The 19475-nt window shown below is 68.4% G+C and carries 18 protein-coding genes; 9 read left to right on the plus strand and 9 right to left on the minus strand.

What is annotated here, in order from left to right; all coding sequences use genetic code 11:
• A complete protein-coding gene (locus PV781_RS12605; RefSeq protein WP_274775974.1) occupies nt 1-1590 on the minus strand; it encodes a 4-hydroxyphenylacetate 3-hydroxylase N-terminal domain-containing protein in 1590 nt (529 codons plus the stop codon).
• Nucleotides 1591-1708: 118 nt separating this feature from the next.
• Here PV781_RS12605 and PV781_RS12610 point away from each other — a divergent pair, with 118 nt between their 5' ends.
• The 3 genes from PV781_RS12610 (at nt 1709) to PV781_RS12620 (ending at nt 3908) form a co-directional block, all read left to right on the plus strand.
• Nucleotides 1709-2569: a helix-turn-helix domain-containing protein gene (locus tag PV781_RS12610; protein ID WP_274775975.1), complete on the plus strand. Its 861-nt coding sequence runs from the start codon at nt 1709-1711 to the stop codon at nt 2567-2569.
• 357 nt (nt 2570-2926) lie between these two features.
• On the plus strand, nt 2927-3373 hold the full coding sequence (locus tag PV781_RS12615) for a hypothetical protein (protein WP_274775976.1): 447 nt from the start codon (nt 2927-2929) through the stop codon (nt 3371-3373).
• A 148-nt stretch (nt 3374-3521) separates the two neighbouring features.
• Nucleotides 3522-3908: a hypothetical protein gene (locus PV781_RS12620; RefSeq protein WP_274775977.1), complete on the plus strand. Its 387-nt coding sequence runs from the start codon at nt 3522-3524 to the stop codon at nt 3906-3908.
• Nucleotides 3909-4125: 217 nt separating this feature from the next.
• On the opposite strand, the gene PV781_RS12625 is transcribed toward PV781_RS12620, so the two are convergent.
• The 4 genes from PV781_RS12625 to PV781_RS12640 form a co-directional block, all read right to left on the minus strand.
• Nucleotides 4126-4932 (minus strand): ABC transporter ATP-binding protein, encoded by an 807-nt coding sequence (locus tag PV781_RS12625; protein WP_274775978.1) that lies wholly within the window; start codon nt 4930-4932, stop codon nt 4126-4128.
• Complete coding sequence (locus PV781_RS12630; RefSeq protein ID WP_274775979.1) at nt 4929-6692, minus strand: branched-chain amino acid ABC transporter ATP-binding protein/permease; 1764 nt, start codon at nt 6690-6692, stop codon at nt 4929-4931. The genes PV781_RS12625 and PV781_RS12630 overlap by 4 nt, the downstream gene beginning before the upstream one ends.
• Nucleotides 6689-7729 carry a branched-chain amino acid ABC transporter permease gene (locus tag PV781_RS12635; protein ID WP_274775980.1) on the minus strand — a complete coding sequence of 347 codons (1041 nt, stop codon included), beginning with the start codon at nt 7727-7729 and terminating at the stop codon, nt 6689-6691. Before PV781_RS12635 ends, PV781_RS12630 begins: the two co-directional genes overlap by 4 nt.
• Before the next feature lie 65 nt (nt 7730-7794).
• The gene (locus PV781_RS12640) at nt 7795-8952 is read right to left on the minus strand and encodes an ABC transporter substrate-binding protein (RefSeq protein WP_274775981.1); all 1158 of its coding nucleotides are present in this window, start codon (nt 8950-8952) and stop codon (nt 7795-7797) included.
• A 291-nt stretch (nt 8953-9243) separates the two neighbouring features.
• On the opposite strand from PV781_RS12640, the gene hpaR reads away from it, so the two are divergent.
• Nucleotides 9244-9840 (plus strand): homoprotocatechuate degradation operon regulator HpaR, encoded by a 597-nt coding sequence (gene hpaR / locus PV781_RS12645; RefSeq protein WP_274775982.1) that lies wholly within the window; start codon nt 9244-9246, stop codon nt 9838-9840.
• A gap of 12 nt (nt 9841-9852) precedes the next feature.
• Here hpaR and PV781_RS12650 read toward each other — a convergent pair whose 3' ends face one another.
• The 3 genes from PV781_RS12650 to PV781_RS12660 all read right to left on the minus strand — a co-directional run bounded on the left by PV781_RS12650 (nt 9853) and on the right by PV781_RS12660 (nt 12729).
• Nucleotides 9853-10176: a 2Fe-2S iron-sulfur cluster-binding protein gene (locus PV781_RS12650; RefSeq protein ID WP_274775983.1), complete on the minus strand. Its 324-nt coding sequence runs from the start codon at nt 10174-10176 to the stop codon at nt 9853-9855.
• Between the two features lie 79 nt (nt 10177-10255).
• Complete coding sequence (locus PV781_RS12655; protein WP_274775984.1) at nt 10256-11530, minus strand: NAD(P)/FAD-dependent oxidoreductase; 1275 nt, start codon at nt 11528-11530, stop codon at nt 10256-10258.
• Complete coding sequence (locus PV781_RS12660; RefSeq protein WP_274775985.1) at nt 11527-12729, minus strand: cytochrome P450; 1203 nt, start codon at nt 12727-12729, stop codon at nt 11527-11529. Before PV781_RS12660 ends, PV781_RS12655 begins: the two co-directional genes overlap by 4 nt.
• A gap of 153 nt (nt 12730-12882) precedes the next feature.
• Here PV781_RS12660 and PV781_RS12665 point away from each other — a divergent pair, with 153 nt between their 5' ends.
• Nucleotides 12883-13791: a LysR family transcriptional regulator gene (locus tag PV781_RS12665; protein ID WP_274775986.1), complete on the plus strand. Its 909-nt coding sequence runs from the start codon at nt 12883-12885 to the stop codon at nt 13789-13791.
• Between the two features lie 6 nt (nt 13792-13797).
• Here PV781_RS12665 and PV781_RS12670 read toward each other — a convergent pair whose 3' ends face one another.
• Nucleotides 13798-14817 (minus strand): LacI family DNA-binding transcriptional regulator, encoded by a 1020-nt coding sequence (locus tag PV781_RS12670; protein ID WP_274775987.1) that lies wholly within the window; start codon nt 14815-14817, stop codon nt 13798-13800.
• A 225-nt stretch (nt 14818-15042) separates the two neighbouring features.
• On the opposite strand from PV781_RS12670, the gene PV781_RS12675 reads away from it, so the two are divergent.
• From PV781_RS12675 to PV781_RS12690, 4 genes are all read left to right on the plus strand, one after another.
• Entirely contained in the window at nt 15043-16593 is a 1551-nt protein-coding gene (locus PV781_RS12675) for an MFS transporter (protein ID WP_274775988.1), read from the plus strand.
• Nucleotides 16594-16759: 166 nt separating this feature from the next.
• Nucleotides 16760-17824, plus strand: a complete 1065-nt coding sequence (locus tag PV781_RS12680) for an ABC transporter substrate-binding protein (protein WP_274775989.1) — start codon at nt 16760-16762, stop codon at nt 17822-17824.
• The gene (locus tag PV781_RS12685; protein ID WP_274775990.1) at nt 17821-18648 is read left to right on the plus strand and encodes an ABC transporter ATP-binding protein; all 828 of its coding nucleotides are present in this window, start codon (nt 17821-17823) and stop codon (nt 18646-18648) included. Before PV781_RS12680 ends, PV781_RS12685 begins: the two co-directional genes overlap by 4 nt.
• Nucleotides 18645-19472 (plus strand): ABC transporter permease, encoded by an 828-nt coding sequence (locus tag PV781_RS12690; RefSeq protein ID WP_274775991.1) that lies wholly within the window; start codon nt 18645-18647, stop codon nt 19470-19472. The genes PV781_RS12685 and PV781_RS12690 overlap by 4 nt, the downstream gene beginning before the upstream one ends.
• The last annotated feature ends 3 nt before the right edge of the window (nt 19473-19475 follow it).

The raw sequence follows: 19475 nt of genomic DNA on the forward strand, positions 1-19475 counted from the left end.
TCAGGCCTCATAAGGCGGGAACCAGGTGTCCCCGGTCCACCCCGCCTCGTCATAATCGTCCATGCAGGTGTCCACGAGGGCTTCCATCTGCTTCAGCAGCCCGCCGCGCTCGGCACCCTTGAGCACCTGGAGGCGCACTTCCTCGGGGGCGCCGGCATAATTGAGCTCATAGAGCGCATGGCGGCCGCCGAACTCGGTGCCGGTGGCATCCCACAGGAGTTTCAGGATCTTGATCCGCTCCTTGTGCCCCATGCCGTTGGAGCCGCGCACATATTGGCTGAGATACTTGTCGATCTCGGGATTGGCGAAGTCCTTGGCGGAGGAGGGCAAGTAGATGAGGCCCGAGGCCACCGTCCGCCGCACCAGGTCGATCACCTTCGGATAGGCCTCCGACATGAAGGTGCGATAGGAGAGCGCGGCCTCCATGTTGGGCAGCACCGCCCCGTTCGCCCATTGCACGGGATTGCGGGCCATGGCGTGAGAGAAGGACCAGAACATGTGGCGCAGCGCGATCACCTCGCCGAGCGCCGCCTGGTTTCCTCGGAAGGCATCGCCGCCGGTGCAGCGCAGGGCCTTCGCCAGGAGGCCCGCCAGGAAGTCGAGCTTCACCGCAAAGCGCGTGCAGCCTTGGAAGCAATAGCCGTGCATGAAGCCGGAGGCGGGGTGGAAGGACAGGATCTTCTGCGCATCCCGCAGCACGAGAACGTCTTCCCAGGGCACGAAGACATTGTCGAGAATGAGGATCGCGTCATTCTCGTCGAAGCGTGAGGAGAGTGGATAGTCGAAGGGCTGGGCCGTGCGGTTGGCGGTCTCCTCATAGGAGACGCGGCAGATCATCTTCAGGCCCGGCGCGTTCATGGGCACGATGAACATGACCGACATGGACGGGTCCTCGGTGATGGTCACCGAGCTCTGCGCCAGGAAATTATAGTGGGTGAGGGCAGAGGAGGTGGCCACCACCTTGGCGCCGGACACATAGATGCCGGCATCCGTCTCCTTGGTGATGTGCACGAACACGTCCTTCACCGCTTCCGCCGGCTTGTGCCGGTCGATGGGCGGGTTGACGATGGCGTGGTTCATGAACAGCACGGATTCCTGCGCCCGCTTGTGCCAGGCCAGCGCATTGTCGCGGAAAGGGCCATACCAGTCCGCATTGGCGCCCAGCGTGTTCATGAGCGCCGCCTTATAGTCGGCGGTGCGGCCCATCCAGCCATAGGACAGGCGCGCCCATTCGGCGATGGCGCCCTGCTGGGCGACGAGATCGTCGCTGGAGCGGGCGATGCGGAAATATTTGTGGGTGTAGCCGCCCGAGCCGGTATCGGTGGGGGAGGTGAGAAGGTCGTGCCGCTTGGGATCGTGGAGCGCATCATAGAGCCGCGCCAGGGAGCGGGCGGAATTGCGCATGGAGGGGTGCGCGGTAACGTCCGAAATCCGCTCGCCATTGATATAGACCTCCCGGCCATCCCGCAGCGAGGCGAGATATTCGGCGCCGGTGAAGGGGCGCTTGGCGTCTGCCCGCAGGGCCTCGGGGCGGGGCGTCTCGCTGGACGCGGGGCTTTTGGGCGCGGCGGTGGCGGCGCTGGGGCTCATGGTTTTCCTCCCGTGATCTTTGACGAAAGACTAAGCCTTGCCCCCGTGCCGCGCCATGGACAGAATGGCCATATGACTTGGACTTTTGCGAAAATCCTTGAGAGGGGAGCGCTGCGCCATGGCTGACCTCGTGCCGCGTTTCGCGCTCTATGGCGAGCCCGACCGGGGCGTTGCCGTGGGGTTTCTGCATGTGGAGCGGGTCATGACGCGGGGCCATCTTCACCAGGGGCAGGTGGAGGCCCACACCCACGACCAGATCGGCCAGATCACCTATTGGGTGAGCGGCGGCGGGCGCTATTTCATCGAGGATGAAAGCTTGGACTTTTGCGCGCCAGCCATCAGCTTCGTGCCAAGCCGGGTCGTGCACGGTTTCAAGGTGGCGCCGGGCTCCGACGCCATCGTCCTGTCCATCGCCGACGGCGCCCTCTCGGCGGTCGGGGCGCTCACGCCCTTCAGCCTCGCCGCGCCGGTCTTTCTCAACCAGCAGGCGGAGGATCCCGCCTGGGCGCGCCTCGCCCGCCTGATGGCGGCGGTGGAGGAGAGCCATGCCCTCTCCGCCGGTGGCGCGCAGGATGTGACCGCGGGCCTTGCGGTGGCGGTGCTGGGCGAGATGCGCCAGCTGGCCGCCGGCGCCGATGCCGCCCGCCCGGTGCCCCCGCTCGCCGCCGCCCTGCGGCAGATGGTGGAGCGGCAGTTCCGCTCCGACTGGGGCGTCCAGCACTATGCGCAGGCGCTGGCCACCACGCCCTATCGGTTGGGGGCCGCCAGCAAGGCCGCTTTCGGCCTCACCGTGAAGGACATGATCAGCGCCCGCCGGCTGCTGGAGGCCAAGCGCCTCCTCCTCTTCACCATCCGCCCCCTGGAGGACATCGCCGCCGAGGTGGGCCTGCCGGACCCGGCCTATTTCTCCCGTTTCTTCCGCGCCCGCACCGGCGAGTCGCCCACCACCTGGCGCCGCCGCCACAGAGCGGAGGAATGAGGCGCGGACGGCGCGCGAGAGGCGGCGGCCTCAAATGCCAGCCGAGGGAAAACCCACCCGCCCACCGCGTTGCCGCGTTAGACGTCGGGCGCCGTTTCTCTTCGACGAGGCACAGGGCGGCACACCGATCCGTTGAAACCGCGCCGCGGGCTCCCCCGCGCGCATTGCATGCTCAAAGTGTCATCGATCGAACCAAAATATTACGTAAAGTTCATCCTTAACAACAGCGTGATGATTTGTTTCCGAATACATGACGTCGCTCGACAGCAAAAGCAGGCGGGTGTAAACGAGCCACGCTCAAGGCTGAGCTGTTTTCCGAGCGCGGCTTTGGGTGTTCAGCACGTAGGGGGTGTTCAGATGTCCGATCAGATTCAGGCGGCTGGTGAACCCGGAACCGCCGCCAGCATTGCCCTGCTTCAGCGGATTGCGACCGACGCAGCCGAGATGAAACACTTCATTCCGGCGGCACAGAGCCCGGACGCACTGGCCGCCTACTTGGCGGGCAAAGGCATCGAAGTGTCCCTTCAGGATGCAGAAGCCCTGCGCGAGCTCCTCGCCGCCGAGCTGGTGCGCCAGGATGAAACGGGCGGCGCCACGCGGCTCGAGGATGCGGAATTGGATGCCGTTGCGGGCGGTATCGGCATGGGCGGCGGAGCGATTCAAAATTCGAGCGCCGAGAAGTGGGGCAAGGCGCTCCTCTCCTTGGCGGGCTTCCTGGTGAGCACCGTTCAGTCCGGCGGTCCTCTCGGAGCGATCCTCACTTCGGCCCTGTCGGATGACATCACGAGGATCGCCAAGTCCTGATTTTGGTCGGTCCGGGATAGTGCAGCGGCCTCGCGCATTTTCGAGCGAAGGGCGTTGTCTTCGCGGGAGAAGATGCGCGAGCCAAAATGTTGCGCCGGTGCGGTGAAGCCGTCTCGCCGACAGCGCTTGAGAGGCATAGGTGGCAAGTATGTCTAATGAGAGCCATGGATTCGAGGCCTCGCGCCTGGCGGATCTTCAGTCGCTTTTCACCAAGGTCGCCTCCGATCCCATGGAGGTCCAGCGTTTCGCTGGCTCGGTAAACGGAGCCCCGTCGCTGGCCGCCTTCACTGCGGAACGGGGCGTCGTCCTGACCGCGTCCGAGGCCGAGGCGGCTTATGAGGCGCTGGCGAATATCGCGGCGGCAAAGGCCGGTGCAGCGGGCGCCCCGGGCCTGATCGAGGACGCTGAACTGGCCGGGGTGGTCGGCGGGGTGAATTGGGGATCGGCGCTTCTGACCTTCGTGGAGATTGCCATCCCCGTCGCCGGCAGGGCCCGCATGCTCGGCGAATTCATCTACAACACGGTCAAGTCGTGACGTCTTTCCGTCATGGTCCCAACACCGGGGGCCATGACGGGGAAAATCAGGTGGGCGATCTCCAGGGCGCAGGCCTCGTCCGGCTCCGCAGGCGCCGGTTCGGTGCGAAAATCCCTGGATTGCTTCAGGGGTTCATGGAAACACCGAAGCACTCCAAGTGTTTGAAAGAGAATTCGTGTTCAGATCAGCCGGCAGTGCAGGCTGATCGGAGCCTGCTCTAGGCCCGCAGCCGCTGCGGCCCGCCGCCCAGCGCCGCGTCCTGCGGGGGTGCGTCCGTGTGGGGCGCCGCCGGCTTATGGCCGAGGCCGATATAGGTCTCCGTCACCTTGGGGTCGGCAGCCACCGCCTTCGCCGGCCCTTCCAGCGCCACGGCGCCCATTTCCAGCACATAGGCGTAGTCCGCGACATTGAGGGCCGCGCGGGCATTCTGCTCCACCAGCAGCACCGACATGCCCCGGTCCCGCAGGGCCGCCACCGCGTCCAGCACCTCGCGCACGATGCGGGGGGCAAGACCGAGGCTGGGCTCGTCCAGCATCAGCAGCTTGGGGCGGGCCATCAGCGCGCGGGCGAGCGCCAGCATCTGCCGCTCGCCGCCGGAAAGTGTGCCAGCCGCCTGGGCGCGCCGTTCTTTCAGGCGGGGGAAGAGGCCGTAGAGGGTTTCAAGATCCTGCGCGCGGCTATCGTCGCGCACATGGCGCCGGCTATAGCCGCCGAGCAGGAGATTGTCGGAAACGCTCATCTGGGCGAACAGCTCGCGCCGCTCCGGCACGAGGCAGAGCCCCGCGCACACCCGCGCCTCCACTCCTTCCGCGCTCACCTCTGTGCCGCCATAGCGGATGGTCCCCCGGCTCGGCAGAAGACCCATCAAGGCGTTGAGAAGGGTCGACTTTCCCGCGCCATTGGGGCCGATGACGGTGACGATCTGGCCGCGCGGCACCTTCAGGTCGATGCCGCACACCGCCTCCACCTTGCCATAGGCGACGGAGAGGCCCTTCACATCCAAGAGCAGGTCCGGGGCGCTCATGCGGTGCCTCCCAGATAGGCTTCCAGAACCGCCGGATCCGTCTGCACCTGCGCGGGGGCACCCGCCGCGATGGGGCGGCCGAAATCCATCACCACCAGCCGATCCACCAGGTTCATGACGAAGTCCATGTCGTGCTCGACGATGAGGATGCTCATGCCTTCCGCCCGCAGGCGGTCCAGCAAGTGCGCGAGCGCCTGCTTCTCGTGATAGCGCAGGCCCGCCGCCGGCTCATCCAGCAGCAGCACCAGGGGATCGGAGGCGAGCGCCCGCGCGATCTCCACGATGCGCTGCTGGCCGAGCGCCAGGGACCCCGCCGGCTGGTCGCGATATTCGGCGAGGCCGACGCGCTCCAGCTGCTTCAGGGCCTCGGCGCGCAAGGCGCCTTCCTCGCGCCGGTCCAAGCCGAAAATGGCGGAGAGCACGCCCTTGGAGCTGCGCCAATGGGCGCCGATGGCCACGTTCTCCAGCACGCTCATGTCGCCGCGCAATTGCACATGCTGGAAGGTGCGGGACAGGCCGAGCGCGGCGATGGCGCGGGCGGACAGGCCCGAGGCCGGCTTGCCCATCACCGTCAGCGCGCCGTCTGAGGGCGCGAGCACGCCCGACAGAAGGTTGAACAGCGTGCTCTTGCCCGCGCCATTGGGGCCGATGACGCCCAAAATCTCGCCCGCCTGGAGGCGGAAGGAGACGCCGTTCACCGCCACGAGGCCGCCGAACCGGCGCACCAGCTTTTCCGCCACCAGCACCGTCTCGCCGCGCGGCGGACGGGGACGGGCGGGAAGGGCGGGGGCATTGGCGGGGACGTTCAGGGGAGGCTTGGCCGGCAGGCGGCGGGTCACGAAGGGCACGAGGCCGGTGCGGGCATTCTGCAGCAGGAGAATGATCAGCAGGCCATAGGCCACCGTCTCCACCGCCCCGGACACCCCGAGGAAGCGGGAGGCCACGTCCTGGAGGCCGTCGCGCAGCACCACCATGACGCCGGCGCCCACCACCGCGCCCCACAGCTGGCCGATGCCACCCACCACCGCCATGAACAGATATTCGATGCCCACGTTCAGGCCGAAGGGGGTGGGGTTCACGAACCGCACCAGATGGGCATAGAGCCAGCCCGACACCGCCGCCAGCAGCGCCGCATGGATGAAGATGGCCACCTTCAGCCGCGTGGTGTCGACGCCGAAAGCTTCCGCCATGGTGGAGCGGCCACGCAGGCATCGGATGGCCCGGCCCGCCCGCGAGCCCAAGAGGTTGTGCACCGAGACCAGGCCCAGCAGCACGAAGGCCCAGATGAGATAGGAGAAGCGCCGGGCATCGTCGAACACGAAGCCGAACAGCGAGACCGCCGGCAGGCCGGAAATGCCGTCATGGGCGCCCAGCACCGCGATATTGCCCACCAGGAAATAGAGCGCCAGGCTCCAGGCGATGGTGCTCAGCGGCAGATAATGGCCGGACAGGCGCAGCGTCACCGCGCCGATGGCAAAGGCGCACAGGCCCGCCACCAGCAAGCCGAGCGGCAAGGTGAGCCAGGGGGAAAGGCCGAGCGCGGTGGTGGCATAGGCCGTCGTATAGGCGCCGATGCCCACGAAGGCCGCCTGCCCGAAGGAGGTGAGCCCGCCAATGCCGGTGAGCAGGATGAGGCCGAGGCTGGCAAGGCTGCCGAGGCCCACATAGTTCATCAGCGTCACATAATAGTCCGGCAGCAGCAGGGGGCCGGCGGCGCAGAACAGGAGGAAGGCGCCGAGCAGAGCGTGGCGGGCGGTCATTCCTCTTCCTCCTCCATATGGACGGCGGACAGGCTGCGCCACATCAGGATGGGGATGATGAGCGAGAAGACGAGCACATCCTTGAAGGCCGAGGCCCAGAAGGAGGACCCGGCTTCCAGCAGCCCCACCAGCACGGCGCCCAAAGCCGCCAGCGGATAGGAGACGAGCCCGCCCAGGATGGCGGCAACGAAGCCCTTCAGGCCGATGACGAAGCCAGTGTCGTAATAGATGGTCACCAGCGAGCCGATCAGGATGCCCGAGACCGCGCCGATGAGGGCGGCGAGCGTGAAGGCGAGCACGCCCGAGCCGGTGGCGGAGATGCCCACGAGCCGCGCGCCCACCCGGTTGAAGGCGGTGGCGCGCAGCGCCTTGCCCTGGAGCGTGTTGCCGAAGAAGGCGAACAGCGCGCAGATGAGCGCCAGGGTGATGGCGATGGCGAACAAAGACTGGGCCGAGAGCGGGAAAGCGCCCAGGAAGAAGGTGCCGTCCACCAGCGGCGTCACGCGCACCCCTTCCGCCCCGAAGGCGATGAGGCCAAGACCCGTGAGCACGAAATGCAGCGCCACGGCGACGATGAGCAGCACCAGCACCGAGCTGCCCGCCAGCGGCTGGAAGGCCGTGCGATAAAGGATGGGCCCGAGGGGGACCACGATGGCGAGCGTCAGCGCCACATTCACCAGCTGTCCGCCGCCAAGCGGCGCAGCCAGGGCGGCAAGGCCGCAGGCGAGAAGCGGCACGCCGGCATAAAGGGCGGCAGAGAGAAGCTGACCGCGATGGCGCGGGCCGCGCGCATAGGCCCATAGATCCATGCCGGCCGCGATGAGCCCGCCGGCCACCGCGATGAAGGCGGTGCCGGGCAGATGGCCGGCCTGGAGGCTCGCCAAGGTGAGCGCGCCATAGCTGACGATCTCGCCCTGGGCCACGAACATGACGCGGGTGACGGAGAAGACCATGACCAGAACGAGAGCCAGCAGCGCATAGATGGCGCCAGTGGTCAGCCCGTCCTGCAGAAGAAGCACGGCGATGACGGAATTCATGAAGGCTCCCGGCGCGAAGGGGAGGAGCTGCCGGCGGCGGATGCCGCCGGCTTGATCTTTCGGGATCAGTCGAGGGGCACGTAGACCCACTTGCCGCCGGCGATCTTCACGATCACTTCCGAACGGATGTCGGTGCCGTTGTGGTTGGTGGGGGTGAGGTTGAACACCGCCTCGGCGCCCACCACGTCCTTGGCATTCTCCATGGCATCGCGCACGGCGGTGCGGAAGGCCTCGTTGCCGGGCTTGCCGCCGGCCTTCAAGGCCGTCTCGATGCCATGGCGGGCGATCAGATAGGCATCCCAGGCGGTGGCGCCGAAGAGCGAGCGGCTGTTGGCGCCGTAAGCCTTTTCGTAGGTGGCGAGATAGTCCACGGCCACCTTCTTGATGGGATTGTCGTCGGGCAGCTGCTCGGCCACCAGCACCGGCGGGGTGGCGAGGAAGACGCCGTCCAGCGCCGCGCCGCCCACCCGCAGCACGTCCGCATTGGCCATGCCCTGGTTGATATAGATGACGCCCTTATAGCCGAGCTTGCGCAGCTCCAGGATGGGGGTCACGCCCGGCGTGCCGGCCGCGCCGATGATGACCGCGCCGGGATTGGCGGCGAGGATCTTGAGCGCCTGCGCCGTCACGGAGGTGTCGGTCTTGCTGTAGCGCTCATCGCCCAGCACCGGCACGTTGTGGGCGGCGGCGACCTTCTTGTAGGCGCCGATGAAGCTGTCGCCGAAGCTGTCATTGAAGCCGATGAAGGCCACCGACTTGATGCCGGTCTTGGCCAGATGCTGGAACACCCGCTCGCCCTGCATGCTCTCCTCGGGGGCGAGCTTGAAGGACCAGCGCTTGTTGCCCTCCACGGGGCTGGCGATGACGGAGGAGCCGGCAAGGCTGATCCCCGGCGTCTTGGAGCCGCCCAGCACTTCCAGGATGGCCAGCGACGTGGGGGTGATGGAGGGGCCGATGATGACGTCCACATTGTGCTCGTCCACCAGCTTGCGGGCGGCGCGGACCGCCGCGCTCGGGTCGCTGGCATCGTCGAGCACCACATAGCGCACGGTCTCCCCGCCGATCTGCTTCGGCATCAGGTCCACCGTGTTCTTCTCGGGGATGCCGAGCGAGGCCGCCGGCCCGGTGAGCGAGAGCACCGCGCCCACCACCACATCCGCCTGCGCCTGCGAGGCGGCGGCGAGGAACAGGGCGCAACTGGCAATCCGTGCGATGGCTTTCACGTGTCGTCCTCCCATATCGTGGCGCGCTGGCTTCTCGCGGCCGGGCCCTCATTTTTCGAGGTGCAGGAAGACCATTAACAAGTTAATTATCTCGACGCAATGGCGTTGTGGAGCACCATGGCACAACCGCGGACACAAGCAATTGTTGCCGGCGCATAATATGTTTAATACCAGATGTGCGGCCCTCTCCAGGCCGGTCTCACCCGCAGTTTGGCGCCCGCCGTTTCGAGAGGGCGCCCGTTTTCACGGGCCTTGCGACAAGGCCGTTCACATGGGTTTCACGGAGCCGCCATGACCAGCCGCGCCCGCCCCGAATTGTTGGACCCGGAAGGGGCCGTCCCGGCGACGCGGGTGCGCCTGCGCGACTTTTCCAAGTCGCTGCCCATGTCGCTGCTGCGCGCCCGGGAAGGGGTGATGCGGCACTTCCGCTCAAGCCTGCGCCATTTCGGCATCACCGAGCAGCAATGGCGCATCCTGCGTGCGCTGACCACGGTGGAAAGCCTGGAAATCACCGCGCTGGCGGAGGTCACCTTCCTCCTGCCGCCCAGCCTCTCGCGCATCCTGAAGGACCTGGACGAGCGCGACCTTATCATCCGCCGCAGCTCCGACACCGACATGCGGCGCGGCCTCGTCTCCATCTCGCCCAAGGGCCTCGCCTTGATCGAACAGGCGGGCATGTATTCGGAAATCATCTACCGGGAGATCACCGGCCGCTTCGGGGCCGAGCGCCTCGCGCTGCTGCAATCGCTGCTGCGGGAGCTGGAGGAGTGCCTGGACGGGCCGGCCATCGGCGATGCCATAGACATTGCCGACAGCGTGAACCTGCCGGCTCCCCGCCGCCGGGGCCGCCCGCCCAAGGTACGCGCGGCGGAGGGCGAGGAGGAATAAGGCGGGCCCGCCTCAGACCTGCGTTTCCGGAATGCGCACCCGCAGGCCATCCATGTCCGAGGATACGATCACCTGGCAACCCAGCCGGCTGCCGGCCTCGCGGGGGCTGGCGGCGAAGTCCAGCATGTCGCTTTCCCCCGGCTCCATGGCGGGCGCCAAGGAGAGGTCCGCCGGGTCCAGATAGACATGGCAGGTGGCGCAGGAGCACGAGCCGCCGCATTCCCCGATGATGCCCGGCACGCCGGCCGCGGTGGCCACCTGCATGAGCGACTGGCCGGTGGGGGCGGTGACCGCATGTTCGGCGCCGTCGGCTTCGATGAAAATGATCTGGGGCATGAGGTCCATCCGGCGCGTCACGCGCCACTTGGGTGGGGAGATCAGGCGCGTCACGCGCCCCTTGGGAGGGGGGGAAGGATCAGGCGGCGGGCGCCACGGCAGCCTTGGACAGGGCTTCCTTGGCATAGGCCTTCAGGTCGAAGCCTTCGCCCACATCCTGCGGGCTGAGGGGAATGCCGCGCGCCAGCATCTGCCGGGCCGCCATATGGTCCGAGGGGCGGTTGGCGCTCTCGACACCCAGGAAACGCCCGTCGCGGAAGCACAGCACGGAGCCGGTGCCCGGCGCCTCGCCCCGCTGCACGATGGCGGTGTCATGGCCCTGGGTGAGGCCGGCCATCTGCAGCTTGAGCGGGCCCTGGTCGCTCCAGAACCACGGCACGGCGTCATAGGCCGACACCGTTTCGCCCATGATGCGCTTGGCCACCAGGCGCGCCTGGTCGGTGGCGTTCTGCACCGATTCCACCCGGATCGGCCGGCTGGCAAAGGGGGTGGGATGCACGGCGCAGTCGCCGATGGCGAAGATGGCGGGGTCCGATGTGCCGAGCCGGTCATCCACCAGGATGCCGCCCTCCACCGCAAGGCCCGCCGCCTGCGCCAGTTCGCTATTGGGCTCGACGCCGATGCCGATGAGGACGAGGTCCGCCGGCAGGAGGGTGCCGTCCTGGAGGAGGACGCCGCTCACCTTTTCCTCGCCCACGATCTCCCCCACACCGGCGCCGAACCGAAGCTCAGTCCCGAGGCCGCGCTGCACCTCTTCAACGAGAGCGGACATGGCCGGCGACAAGGCGCGGGAGAGCACCCGGTCCTCGCGCTCCAGAACCGTCACCTCCAGCCCTCGGGCGCGCGCGACGGCGGCCACTTCCAGGCCGATGAAGCCGGCGCCCACCACCACGAGGCGCTGCGCGGCGGGCATCAGGGCCTGGAGCTTCAGCGCCTCTTCCGCCGTGCGCAGATAGAGCACGCCGGATTTCTCCGCGCCCGGCACGGCCAGGCGGCGGTTGCGCGCGCCGGTGGCGAGCACGAGGGCGTCATAGGGCAGGCGTTCGCCGCCCTGAAGCTCCACCTGCCGGTGCGCGCGGTCGATGGCCTCCACCCGTGCGCCCATGCGCAGGGTGATGCCTTCCTTTTCGTAATACTCCGCTGGCCGGTGCCACAGAGCTGACGCCTGCGCGCCCGCTGCCAGCGCGGCCTTGGAGAGTGGCGGGCGCTGATAAGGCAGGTCCGGCTCGTCGCCCACCAAGGTGATGGCCCCGGCATAGCGGGCCTGGCGCAAGGCGAGCGCCAGGTTGAAGCCGCCATGGCCGGCGCCGACGATCACCACCGAGGCGGGGAGGGGAGGCGTACCGTCCGTCATGCCATCGCGTTCCCAGTCTTGGCATCCCAGGCGCAGGGCAAATTGAGCGGACCCCGGAACACCCAGCCGCCGAAGCGCGTCGGCTCGGTGGCGCTGAGGCGCAGGCCCTTCAAGGAGGCGAAGAGCTTCGGCAGCGCCACTTCCCCCACCAGCGCCCGCGCCGCCCAGGCGCCCAGGCAAAAGTGCGGGCCGCCGCCAAAGGCGATGTGCGGCTTCTTGGGCCGGTTGATGTCGAAGGCGTCCGCCCGCTTGAACACGCTCTCGTCCCGGTTGCCGGAGGCCAGCACCACGCCAATGCGCGCGCCCTTGGGGATGAGCGCCCCGCCCAGCTCCGTCTCGCAAGTGGTCTGGCGCGGATACATGCCGATGGGCGAGATCCAGCGCACGGTCTCCTCGAACACGGCCTTCCACAGGGCCGGGTCCGCCTCCACCTGCGCCCGCTGGTCGGGATGGGCGAGCAGGGCATAAGCGGCCGTGCCGATGGCGTCGCGCGGCTCGTTGAGGCCGCCGCCGATGATGACCTTCACATTGGCCCCGATCTCGTCCCGGTTCAGCGGGTCGGCCGCGTGCAGCATGCAGGAGATGAGGGAGGAATCGGGCGTCGCGGTCAAGCGGCGGATGGCCGCGTCCACGGCCTCGTCGACGCCGGCCGCCGCTGCTTCCGCCCGCCGCCAGATGGCGGGATCGTCGCCGTAATTGCCGGTGCCGTCCATCATGGCCTGCGACCATTCCCGCAGATCCTCCTGCGGGGTCTCGGTGAGGCCCAGCAGGAGGCCGAGTGCGCGGGCGGCGCAGGGGGCGGCGAAACGGTCGAACAGGTCCGCCTCCCCGCTCTCCGGCAAGGCGGCGATGAGGTCGTCCACGATGGCGTGGAAGGCGGGCATCCAGTGGGTCTTGATGAGGGCCGGCTTCAGCGCCGGCTCGCAGGCCACCCGCTCGCGCTTGTGGGTGGCGCCGTCCTTGCGCAGCATGGTGTGGCCCATGACGCGGATCATCAGCGAATTCTGCTCGGAGGCGGAGAACACCTCCGGATTGCGCTCCAGCGCCACGATGTCCGCATAGCGCGTCACCAGATAGCGGTTGGCGGCGGGCACGAAGCAGGGCGGCTCGGCGCGCAGGCGCGCATAGATGGGATAGGGGTCGTCCCACAATTGGTCGAGGCGCACATGCGCGCCCGCGGACACGGTCCGGTCGTCCATTGGCGTCTCCTCCCGCCGCTTTGCGCGGCTCCGGCCCTTCGGGGCTCCATGGTGGCAGGGTGCCGGACTTTGCCTTGTTTTGCAAAATGGATAATTTGTTTATCAAATCCCGGTTTTTCCGGACAAGCCAGATAAGGCCCCAGAGGCGAGCCCATGCAGATCCCCCGCTTCTCGCTCCGCCAGCTGGCCTATTTCGTCGCCGTGGCGGAGGCGGGCTCCATCCGCGCGGCCTGTACGCGGCTCAACATTTCCCACGCGGCGCTGAGCGCGGCGGTGGAGGAATTGGAGGCGGTGCTGGGCACCTGCCTCCTCATCCGCCGGAGGGCGCGGGGCATCAGCCTGACGCCGGCGGGCACGGACCTGCTGCGCGAGGCCCGTGCGCTCCTGGAGGTGGCCGAGCAATTGCCCGGACAGGTGATGGCGGGGGAGGCGCGGCTCGCCGGGCGGCTGGGCGTGGGCTGCTACACCACGCTCGCGCCCTTCCTCATTCCCCGCTTGTTCAGTGCCTTCGGCGATCTCCACCCCGGCATCCAGCTGGACCTGACCGAGGGCTCCATCCACGACATCACCGCTCTCTTGCGCACCGGGCGGTGCGAGGTGGCCATCGTCTATGATTTCGGGCTGGGGGAGGAATTCCGGCTCGACCGGCTCTATGCGGTGGCGCCCCATGTGGTGCTCTCCGCCGGCCACCGCCTCGCGGATCGGGAGAGCGTGGACCTGCGGGACCTCATAGACGAGCCGCTCATTGTCTTCGACGTGCCCCAGTCGGGGGCGAACACGCAGGATGTCTTCGCCCAGCTCGGCCTCGTGCCCCGCATCGCCTATCGCTCGACCTCCTTTGAACTGGTGCGAGGCCTCGCGGCGCGGGGGCTCGGCTATGCGCTCATGCTGCAACGGCCCGCGGCGGCGGTGAGCTATGACGGCGCGCCCCTCGTCACCTTGCCGGTGGAGGGCTATGGCCGGCGGGTGCATGTGGCGGTGGCCACCTCCCATGCGGTGCGCCCGACGCTGCGCGCCGAAGCCTTCCGCCGCCACTGCCTTGAGGCGTTCGCGCAGGCCTGATTGATGTCAGGGCGCGGCCGGCGCCGCCGTGGACCCGCGCAGGATGGCGGCGGGCGGCAGCACCACCCGGCGCGGCGGGCAGGCGGGGGTCTGGATGGCGGCCAGAAGCTGGTCGGCGGCCTCATAGCCCATGCGGTAATGGGGAATCCGGACGGTGGTCAAAGGCGGGCGCATGCGGTCCACGAAGGGCATGTCGTTGAAGCCGGTAACCGAGACATCGGCCGGGCAAATGAGGCCCACCTCCTCCAGCGCGCGGATGGCGCCCACCGCCAGCCAGTCATTGGCGGCGAGGATGGCGGTGGGCGCCTCTCCCGTCTCCAACAGATGGCGCGTGCAGCGATAGCCTTCCGGCTCGGTGAAGGATTCGGCGATGACATCAAGGCGCGGGTCTGCGGGCAAGCCTGCCTCGGCGGCGAGAGCCAGGAAGGCGGCGCGGCGCGCCCGGCCGGTGGAGGTGTCCTGCGGCCCGCCAATATGGGCGATGCGGCGGTGGCCGAGGCCGATGAGGTGGCCGAACATCTGGCGCACGCCCTCGCCATCGTCGCTGATGACGGCGGTGACGGGGGCCTCGCTCTCCCGGTTCATGAGCACCAGCGGCACCTTGCGCCGCAGCGCGGTGAGCCGGGCCTCGTCCTCCAGATGCGCGGAGGCGAGGATGATGCCGTCCATGCGCCGGTCCAGATAGGTGTCGATGATGGCCTGTTCCTTGGCCGCGCGGAAATCGGAATTGGCCAGCATGGCGTGATAGCCCTCCAGGCCCAGCCGGTCCTCGATGCCGCGGAACATGGGGGGGAACATGGTGTTGGTGAGGTCTGGCACGATCACGCCCACCATGCGGCTCGTCTGCATGCGCAGGCTGGCGGCGATGGCGTTGCGGCTATAGCCCAGCTCGTCCGCCACCTTGCGCACCCGCTCCACCACGGAGGGGGAGAGGCGGCCGGCCAGATCCGGGTTGAGCGCGCGGGAGGCGGTGGACGGGTGCACATTGGCGGCCGCGGCCACATCGCTCAGTTTCGGCCCCCTCATCGCCTTTCCATCCGCTCCCGTCTCAGGTCCGCGCATCCTTGCCACAGATCGGGGCCACGCGAACCGCAGGATGATCCCGCAGGCCGCGCCGGCCACGGTTAGGGAAGGAGAATGCAACCGATTGCACAAACTGTCCAGACTGCCTAGGCTAGGGCAGATTGCGATCCACGCCGAGGGGGCGCCGCGCCTTCCCGCCGCCGGATCGTCCGCCGGAGCTTCGTGCCCATGGGTGCCTCTTCCCCCGCTGCTGCCATTCTGGATGACGGCGCGTCGCGCTACCGGCGGCTTTTTCTGCCCCTTTGGGTGGCCATGGTGGCGTTCCAGAGCGGGCTCCTGGTGCATGATGTCGCCGCCGGCTGGCTGCTGGCCTCGGGCGGGGCCAGCCGCAGCCTCGTCGCCTTGGCGCAGACGGCCTCCTCGCTGCCCTTCTTCCTGTGCGCCCTGCCGGCCGGTGCCCTGGCGGATCTGGTGGAGCGGCGCCGCGTGCTCCAGGCCACGGCCTTCCTCCTGTCGGTCGCCTCGCTTCTGGTGGCCCTGGCAGTGGGGCTCGATGCGGCGCCCCCCGCTCTGCTGCTGGCCGCGTCCTTCCTGAACGGCTGCGCCAATGCCGCCTTCGCGCCCACCTGGCAGGCCATCACGCCCGAACTGGTGGACCTGCCGCGCCTGCCCGGTGCGTTGGCGCTGAACAGCCTCGGCATCAATGTGGCGCGCTCCATCGGTCCGCTCCTGTCGGGGGTGATCCTGGCGGTGGCGGGTGCGCCGGCGGCCTTTCTGTTCAATGCGATGCTGTTCGCGGCGGTGGGCTGCACCTTCGTCTTCCTGGCGCCCCGCCATCCCGTGACGCCGAAGGAGAGCCTTGGCTCCGCCGTGCGGGCGGGCCTAGCCTATGCGACCCATGACGGCGGCCTGCAGCGCGTGGCACTGCGGGGCGTCGCCTTCTTCCTGTTCGCCAGCACCTTCTGGGCGCTGGCGCCGGTGGTGGTGCATGAATGGTTCGCCGGCACCGGCCTGCTTCTGGGCGTCCTGGTGGGCGCGGCGGGCTTGGGCGCCGTGCTGGCGGCGCTGCTCTTGAAGCGCCTGCGCGCCCGCTTCGATCTCGACGGCCTGATGCTGGGCGCCGGGCTGGCGGCGGCGGTGGCCCTGGCGCTGGTGCCTCTGGTGCCGGTCTTCACCGTGCTGGTGCTGCTCTATGGCGTGCTGGGCTTCTGCTGGCTGATTTCCTTTTCCTCCATCCATCTGGCGGCCCAGCTGCGTCTTGCGCCCTGGATCCGGGCGCGGGGGAGCGCGGTCTATCTGATCGCGGTGTTCGGCTCCATTGCGGTGGGCAGCTTCCTGGCGGGGCTGTGGGCCGACCGGCTGGGGGTTGGCGGAGCTTATGGGGTGGCGGCCGGCTGCCTGTGCGTGGCGACCTTGGCCGCCTATGGCCTGCGCATCACCGCCAAGGTGCCGGTGGCCCAGGAGCGCTCGCGGGTGCTGCCGGACGGTGCCGATGCGGCGGGGCCGATCGAAGTGCGGCTCCTCTATCCCCTTCCGGCGGGCGTCGACCCGGCGGCCGCGCGCGCCGCTTTGAAGGCCCTGCGGCCGGTGCGTCTGCGCTCTGGCGCGCGGAGCTGGTCGTGCGAGGCGTTGGACGGCAGCCTGGAAGAGCGCATCCGATATGCGGATGGGCCGGCCTTGGCGCGCGCCGCCGCCCGGCAGACGTCGGCGGACGGGCTCTTGGAGCAGCGCCTGCTCGATCTGGCGGCGCCGCCCTCCGTTGTCGTGGCTGCTGCCTAAGAAGGCAGGTCGGATGCCCAAGAGGGAGGCATTCGTCGTTCCCGGCCGGTGACAAGTCCAGCGGAAGCAAGTGTTCAGTTCTGGCACGGAATTTGATTGGAGGAATGGGATTGTGCAATCGATTGCAATTTCCCAGCGCCTCGATTGCGAACTGACCGGAGGTCCCATGTCACCTCGCTTTCCGCTCAACCGGCGCCGTTTTCTCCTGTCAACCGCCACTGCGGGTGCGGCTCTTGCCATGCCGTCGGTGCTGCGCGCGCAAGGCCTGACCAAGATGCGGGTGGGCGTGGTGCCCCTCATCTCCTCCGGCCCGGTCTTCATCGCCGCCGCCATGGGCTTCTTCCAGAAGGTCGGCCTGGAGGTGGAATTCCGCACCTTTGCGGACGGCGCCCTCGCCATCCCCGCATTGGTCGCCGGCGAACTGGACGTGACGGTCGCCACCATCAATGCCGGCCTCATCAATGCGGTGGCCAAGGGCGCCAATTACAAGCTCATGCTGGATCGGGGCGGCGAGAAGCCGGGCTTCGGCTCCACCACCATCCTGGTCTCCAACAAGATGTACGAGGCCGGCGTCACTGGCGTCGACAAGTTCGCGCTGCTGAAGGGCGCGCGCTTCTCCATGCAGGCGCCGGGGGGCATCGACAATTACCTGCTGGCGCGGGGGCTCCAGAAAGCGGGCCTCGATCCGCGCACGGGGGCGACCTATTCCAGCGGCCTGACCTATCCCGACATCATCAAGAGCCTCGGCACCGGCGTCACCGACGCCGCCCAATGCCCGGTGCCGCTCGCCTTCCTCGCCGAGACCAACAAGGTCGGCCACATCATCGGCACCGGTGCCGACATCGAGCCGGGCGCGCAGCTCGCCTGCTGGGCCATGCCCACCAAGTTCCTGGAGGCCAATCGCAAGGCGGCGGTCGCCTTCTCCATGGCCCATATCCATGCCGCCCGCATCTTCACCGCCGCCGAGACCAGCAAAGACCCGGAGATCATCAAGATCCTTGCCGCCGCCACCAACATTCCCGCCCCCCTCATCGAGAAGGCCGCGCCCCGCTGGACCGGCTACGACCCGGACGGCATGCCGGACGTGGCCTCCGTGATGCGCCAGGCCAGCTTCTGGGTGGACACCATGAAGCTCATCGGCGGCCCGGTGCCCAAGCAGGATGTGCTGATGGATCTCAGCGCGGCGGAAGAAGCCGCCAAGATGCTCAAGACCGGGAACCCCTTCACATGACCCTTGCCGCGCGCGCCGCCTCGGCGGTGGCCATCGCCTTCCGCCAGGTGCGGCTCGCCTGGGGCGCCAAGGGCCGCGACCCGGTGGTGGCGCTCGACAATCTGAACGGCGTCTTCGAGGCCGGGAAGGTCACCGCCATCATCGGCCCCTCCGGCTGCGGCAAGAGCACCATGCTCCAGATCGCGCGGGGCTTCGTCGCCCCCACCGAGGGCGAGGTGCGCTATGTGGACCGGCGCACCGGCCATTCCGTGCCGGCCCCGGTGATGGCCACCGTCTGGCAGAGCTTCAACCTCTTCCCCTGGCTGTCGGTGCTGGACAACGTGGCCTTCGGCCTGTCGGTGGCCGGCGTGAAACGGGCGGAGCGCCATGCCGCCGCCCGCGAGGCGCTGGCGGCGGTGGATTTGCGGGGCTTCGAGGACAAGTATCCCCGCCAACTCTCCGGCGGCATGCGCCAGCGCGTGGGCATCGCCCGCGCACTGGTGATGAAGCCGGACATCCTGCTCCTCGACGAGCCCTTCGGCGCCCTCGATGCCCAGACCCGCCTGGTGCTCCAGGAGCAGGTGGCCGGCATCGTCGCCGCCACCGGCTGCACGGTTGTGCTCGTCACCCATTCCATCGAGGAGGCGATCATGCTCGGCGACACCGTGTTCGTCATGTCGTCCCGCCCCGGCCGCATCGTGCGCGCCCTCGACGTGCCCCTCGCCAAGCCCCGGACCCTGGCCGACATGAAGGCGCCGGCTGCCGTCGCCCTGTTCGAGGACATCTACGAATTGCTGAAGGACGAAGTGGTGCGCGCCATGGCGGAATCGGGGGGCGGCCAGTGAGCGAGACCACTGCCGCCCGACCGGCCCCCGCCGTGCCCGCCCGCCCCACCTTCTCAAGCCGCCTGCGCGGCCTCTTGGACGACCAAAGGGTGGTGGGCTGGAGCTTCCTCATCGCCCTGCTGCTGGTGTGGGAAGGGGTGGTCTACAAGGCCGGCATTTCCCCGCTCTATCTGCCGCGCCCGAGCGGCATTCTCGCGGTGTTGTGGGACCAATTGGTCCATCAGGGCCTGACGGTGGATCTTGGCCTCACCCTCTACCGCATCTTCGCCGGCTTCTTCATCGCCCTCGTCACCGGCGTGCTGCTGGGCGTGTGGATGGCCATTTCCCGGCCCATTCAGGCCATGGCGGACATGCTGATCGCCGCGCTCTATCCGCTGCCCAAGGTGACGCTGATCCCGCTCCTCGTGATCTGGCTCGGCACCGGCGGTCCCTTCATGCTCACCATCAGCTTCATGGGCGCCTTCTTTCCCATCGTCATCAACACGGTGGTGGGCGTGACCCAGTGCGACCAGGGCCTGGTCCTCGCGGCGCGGGACCTGGGCGCCAGCACGCGGCAGATCGTGCTGCGGGTGCTGATCCCCAGCGCCATTCCCTCCATCTTCGCCGGCATCCGCATCGGGCTCGGCATTTCCATCATCCTGGTGGTGGCGGCGGAAATGGTGATCGCCAAGGACGGGCTGGGCGCCCGCCTCTTCATCGCCGGCCAGCTGCTGGACACCGAGCTGGTCTTCGCGGTGCTGGTGGTGCTCGCGCTGCTCGGCATCGTCATGTCCAAGGGCCAGGACGCCATCGACGCCCGCCTCGGCCTGTGGCGCGCTCAATAGGCC

The sequence above is a fragment of the Aquabacter sediminis genome (genome assembly GCF_028863665.1).
In the GTDB taxonomy this organism is placed as follows: Bacteria; Pseudomonadota; Alphaproteobacteria; order Rhizobiales; family Xanthobacteraceae; genus L1I39.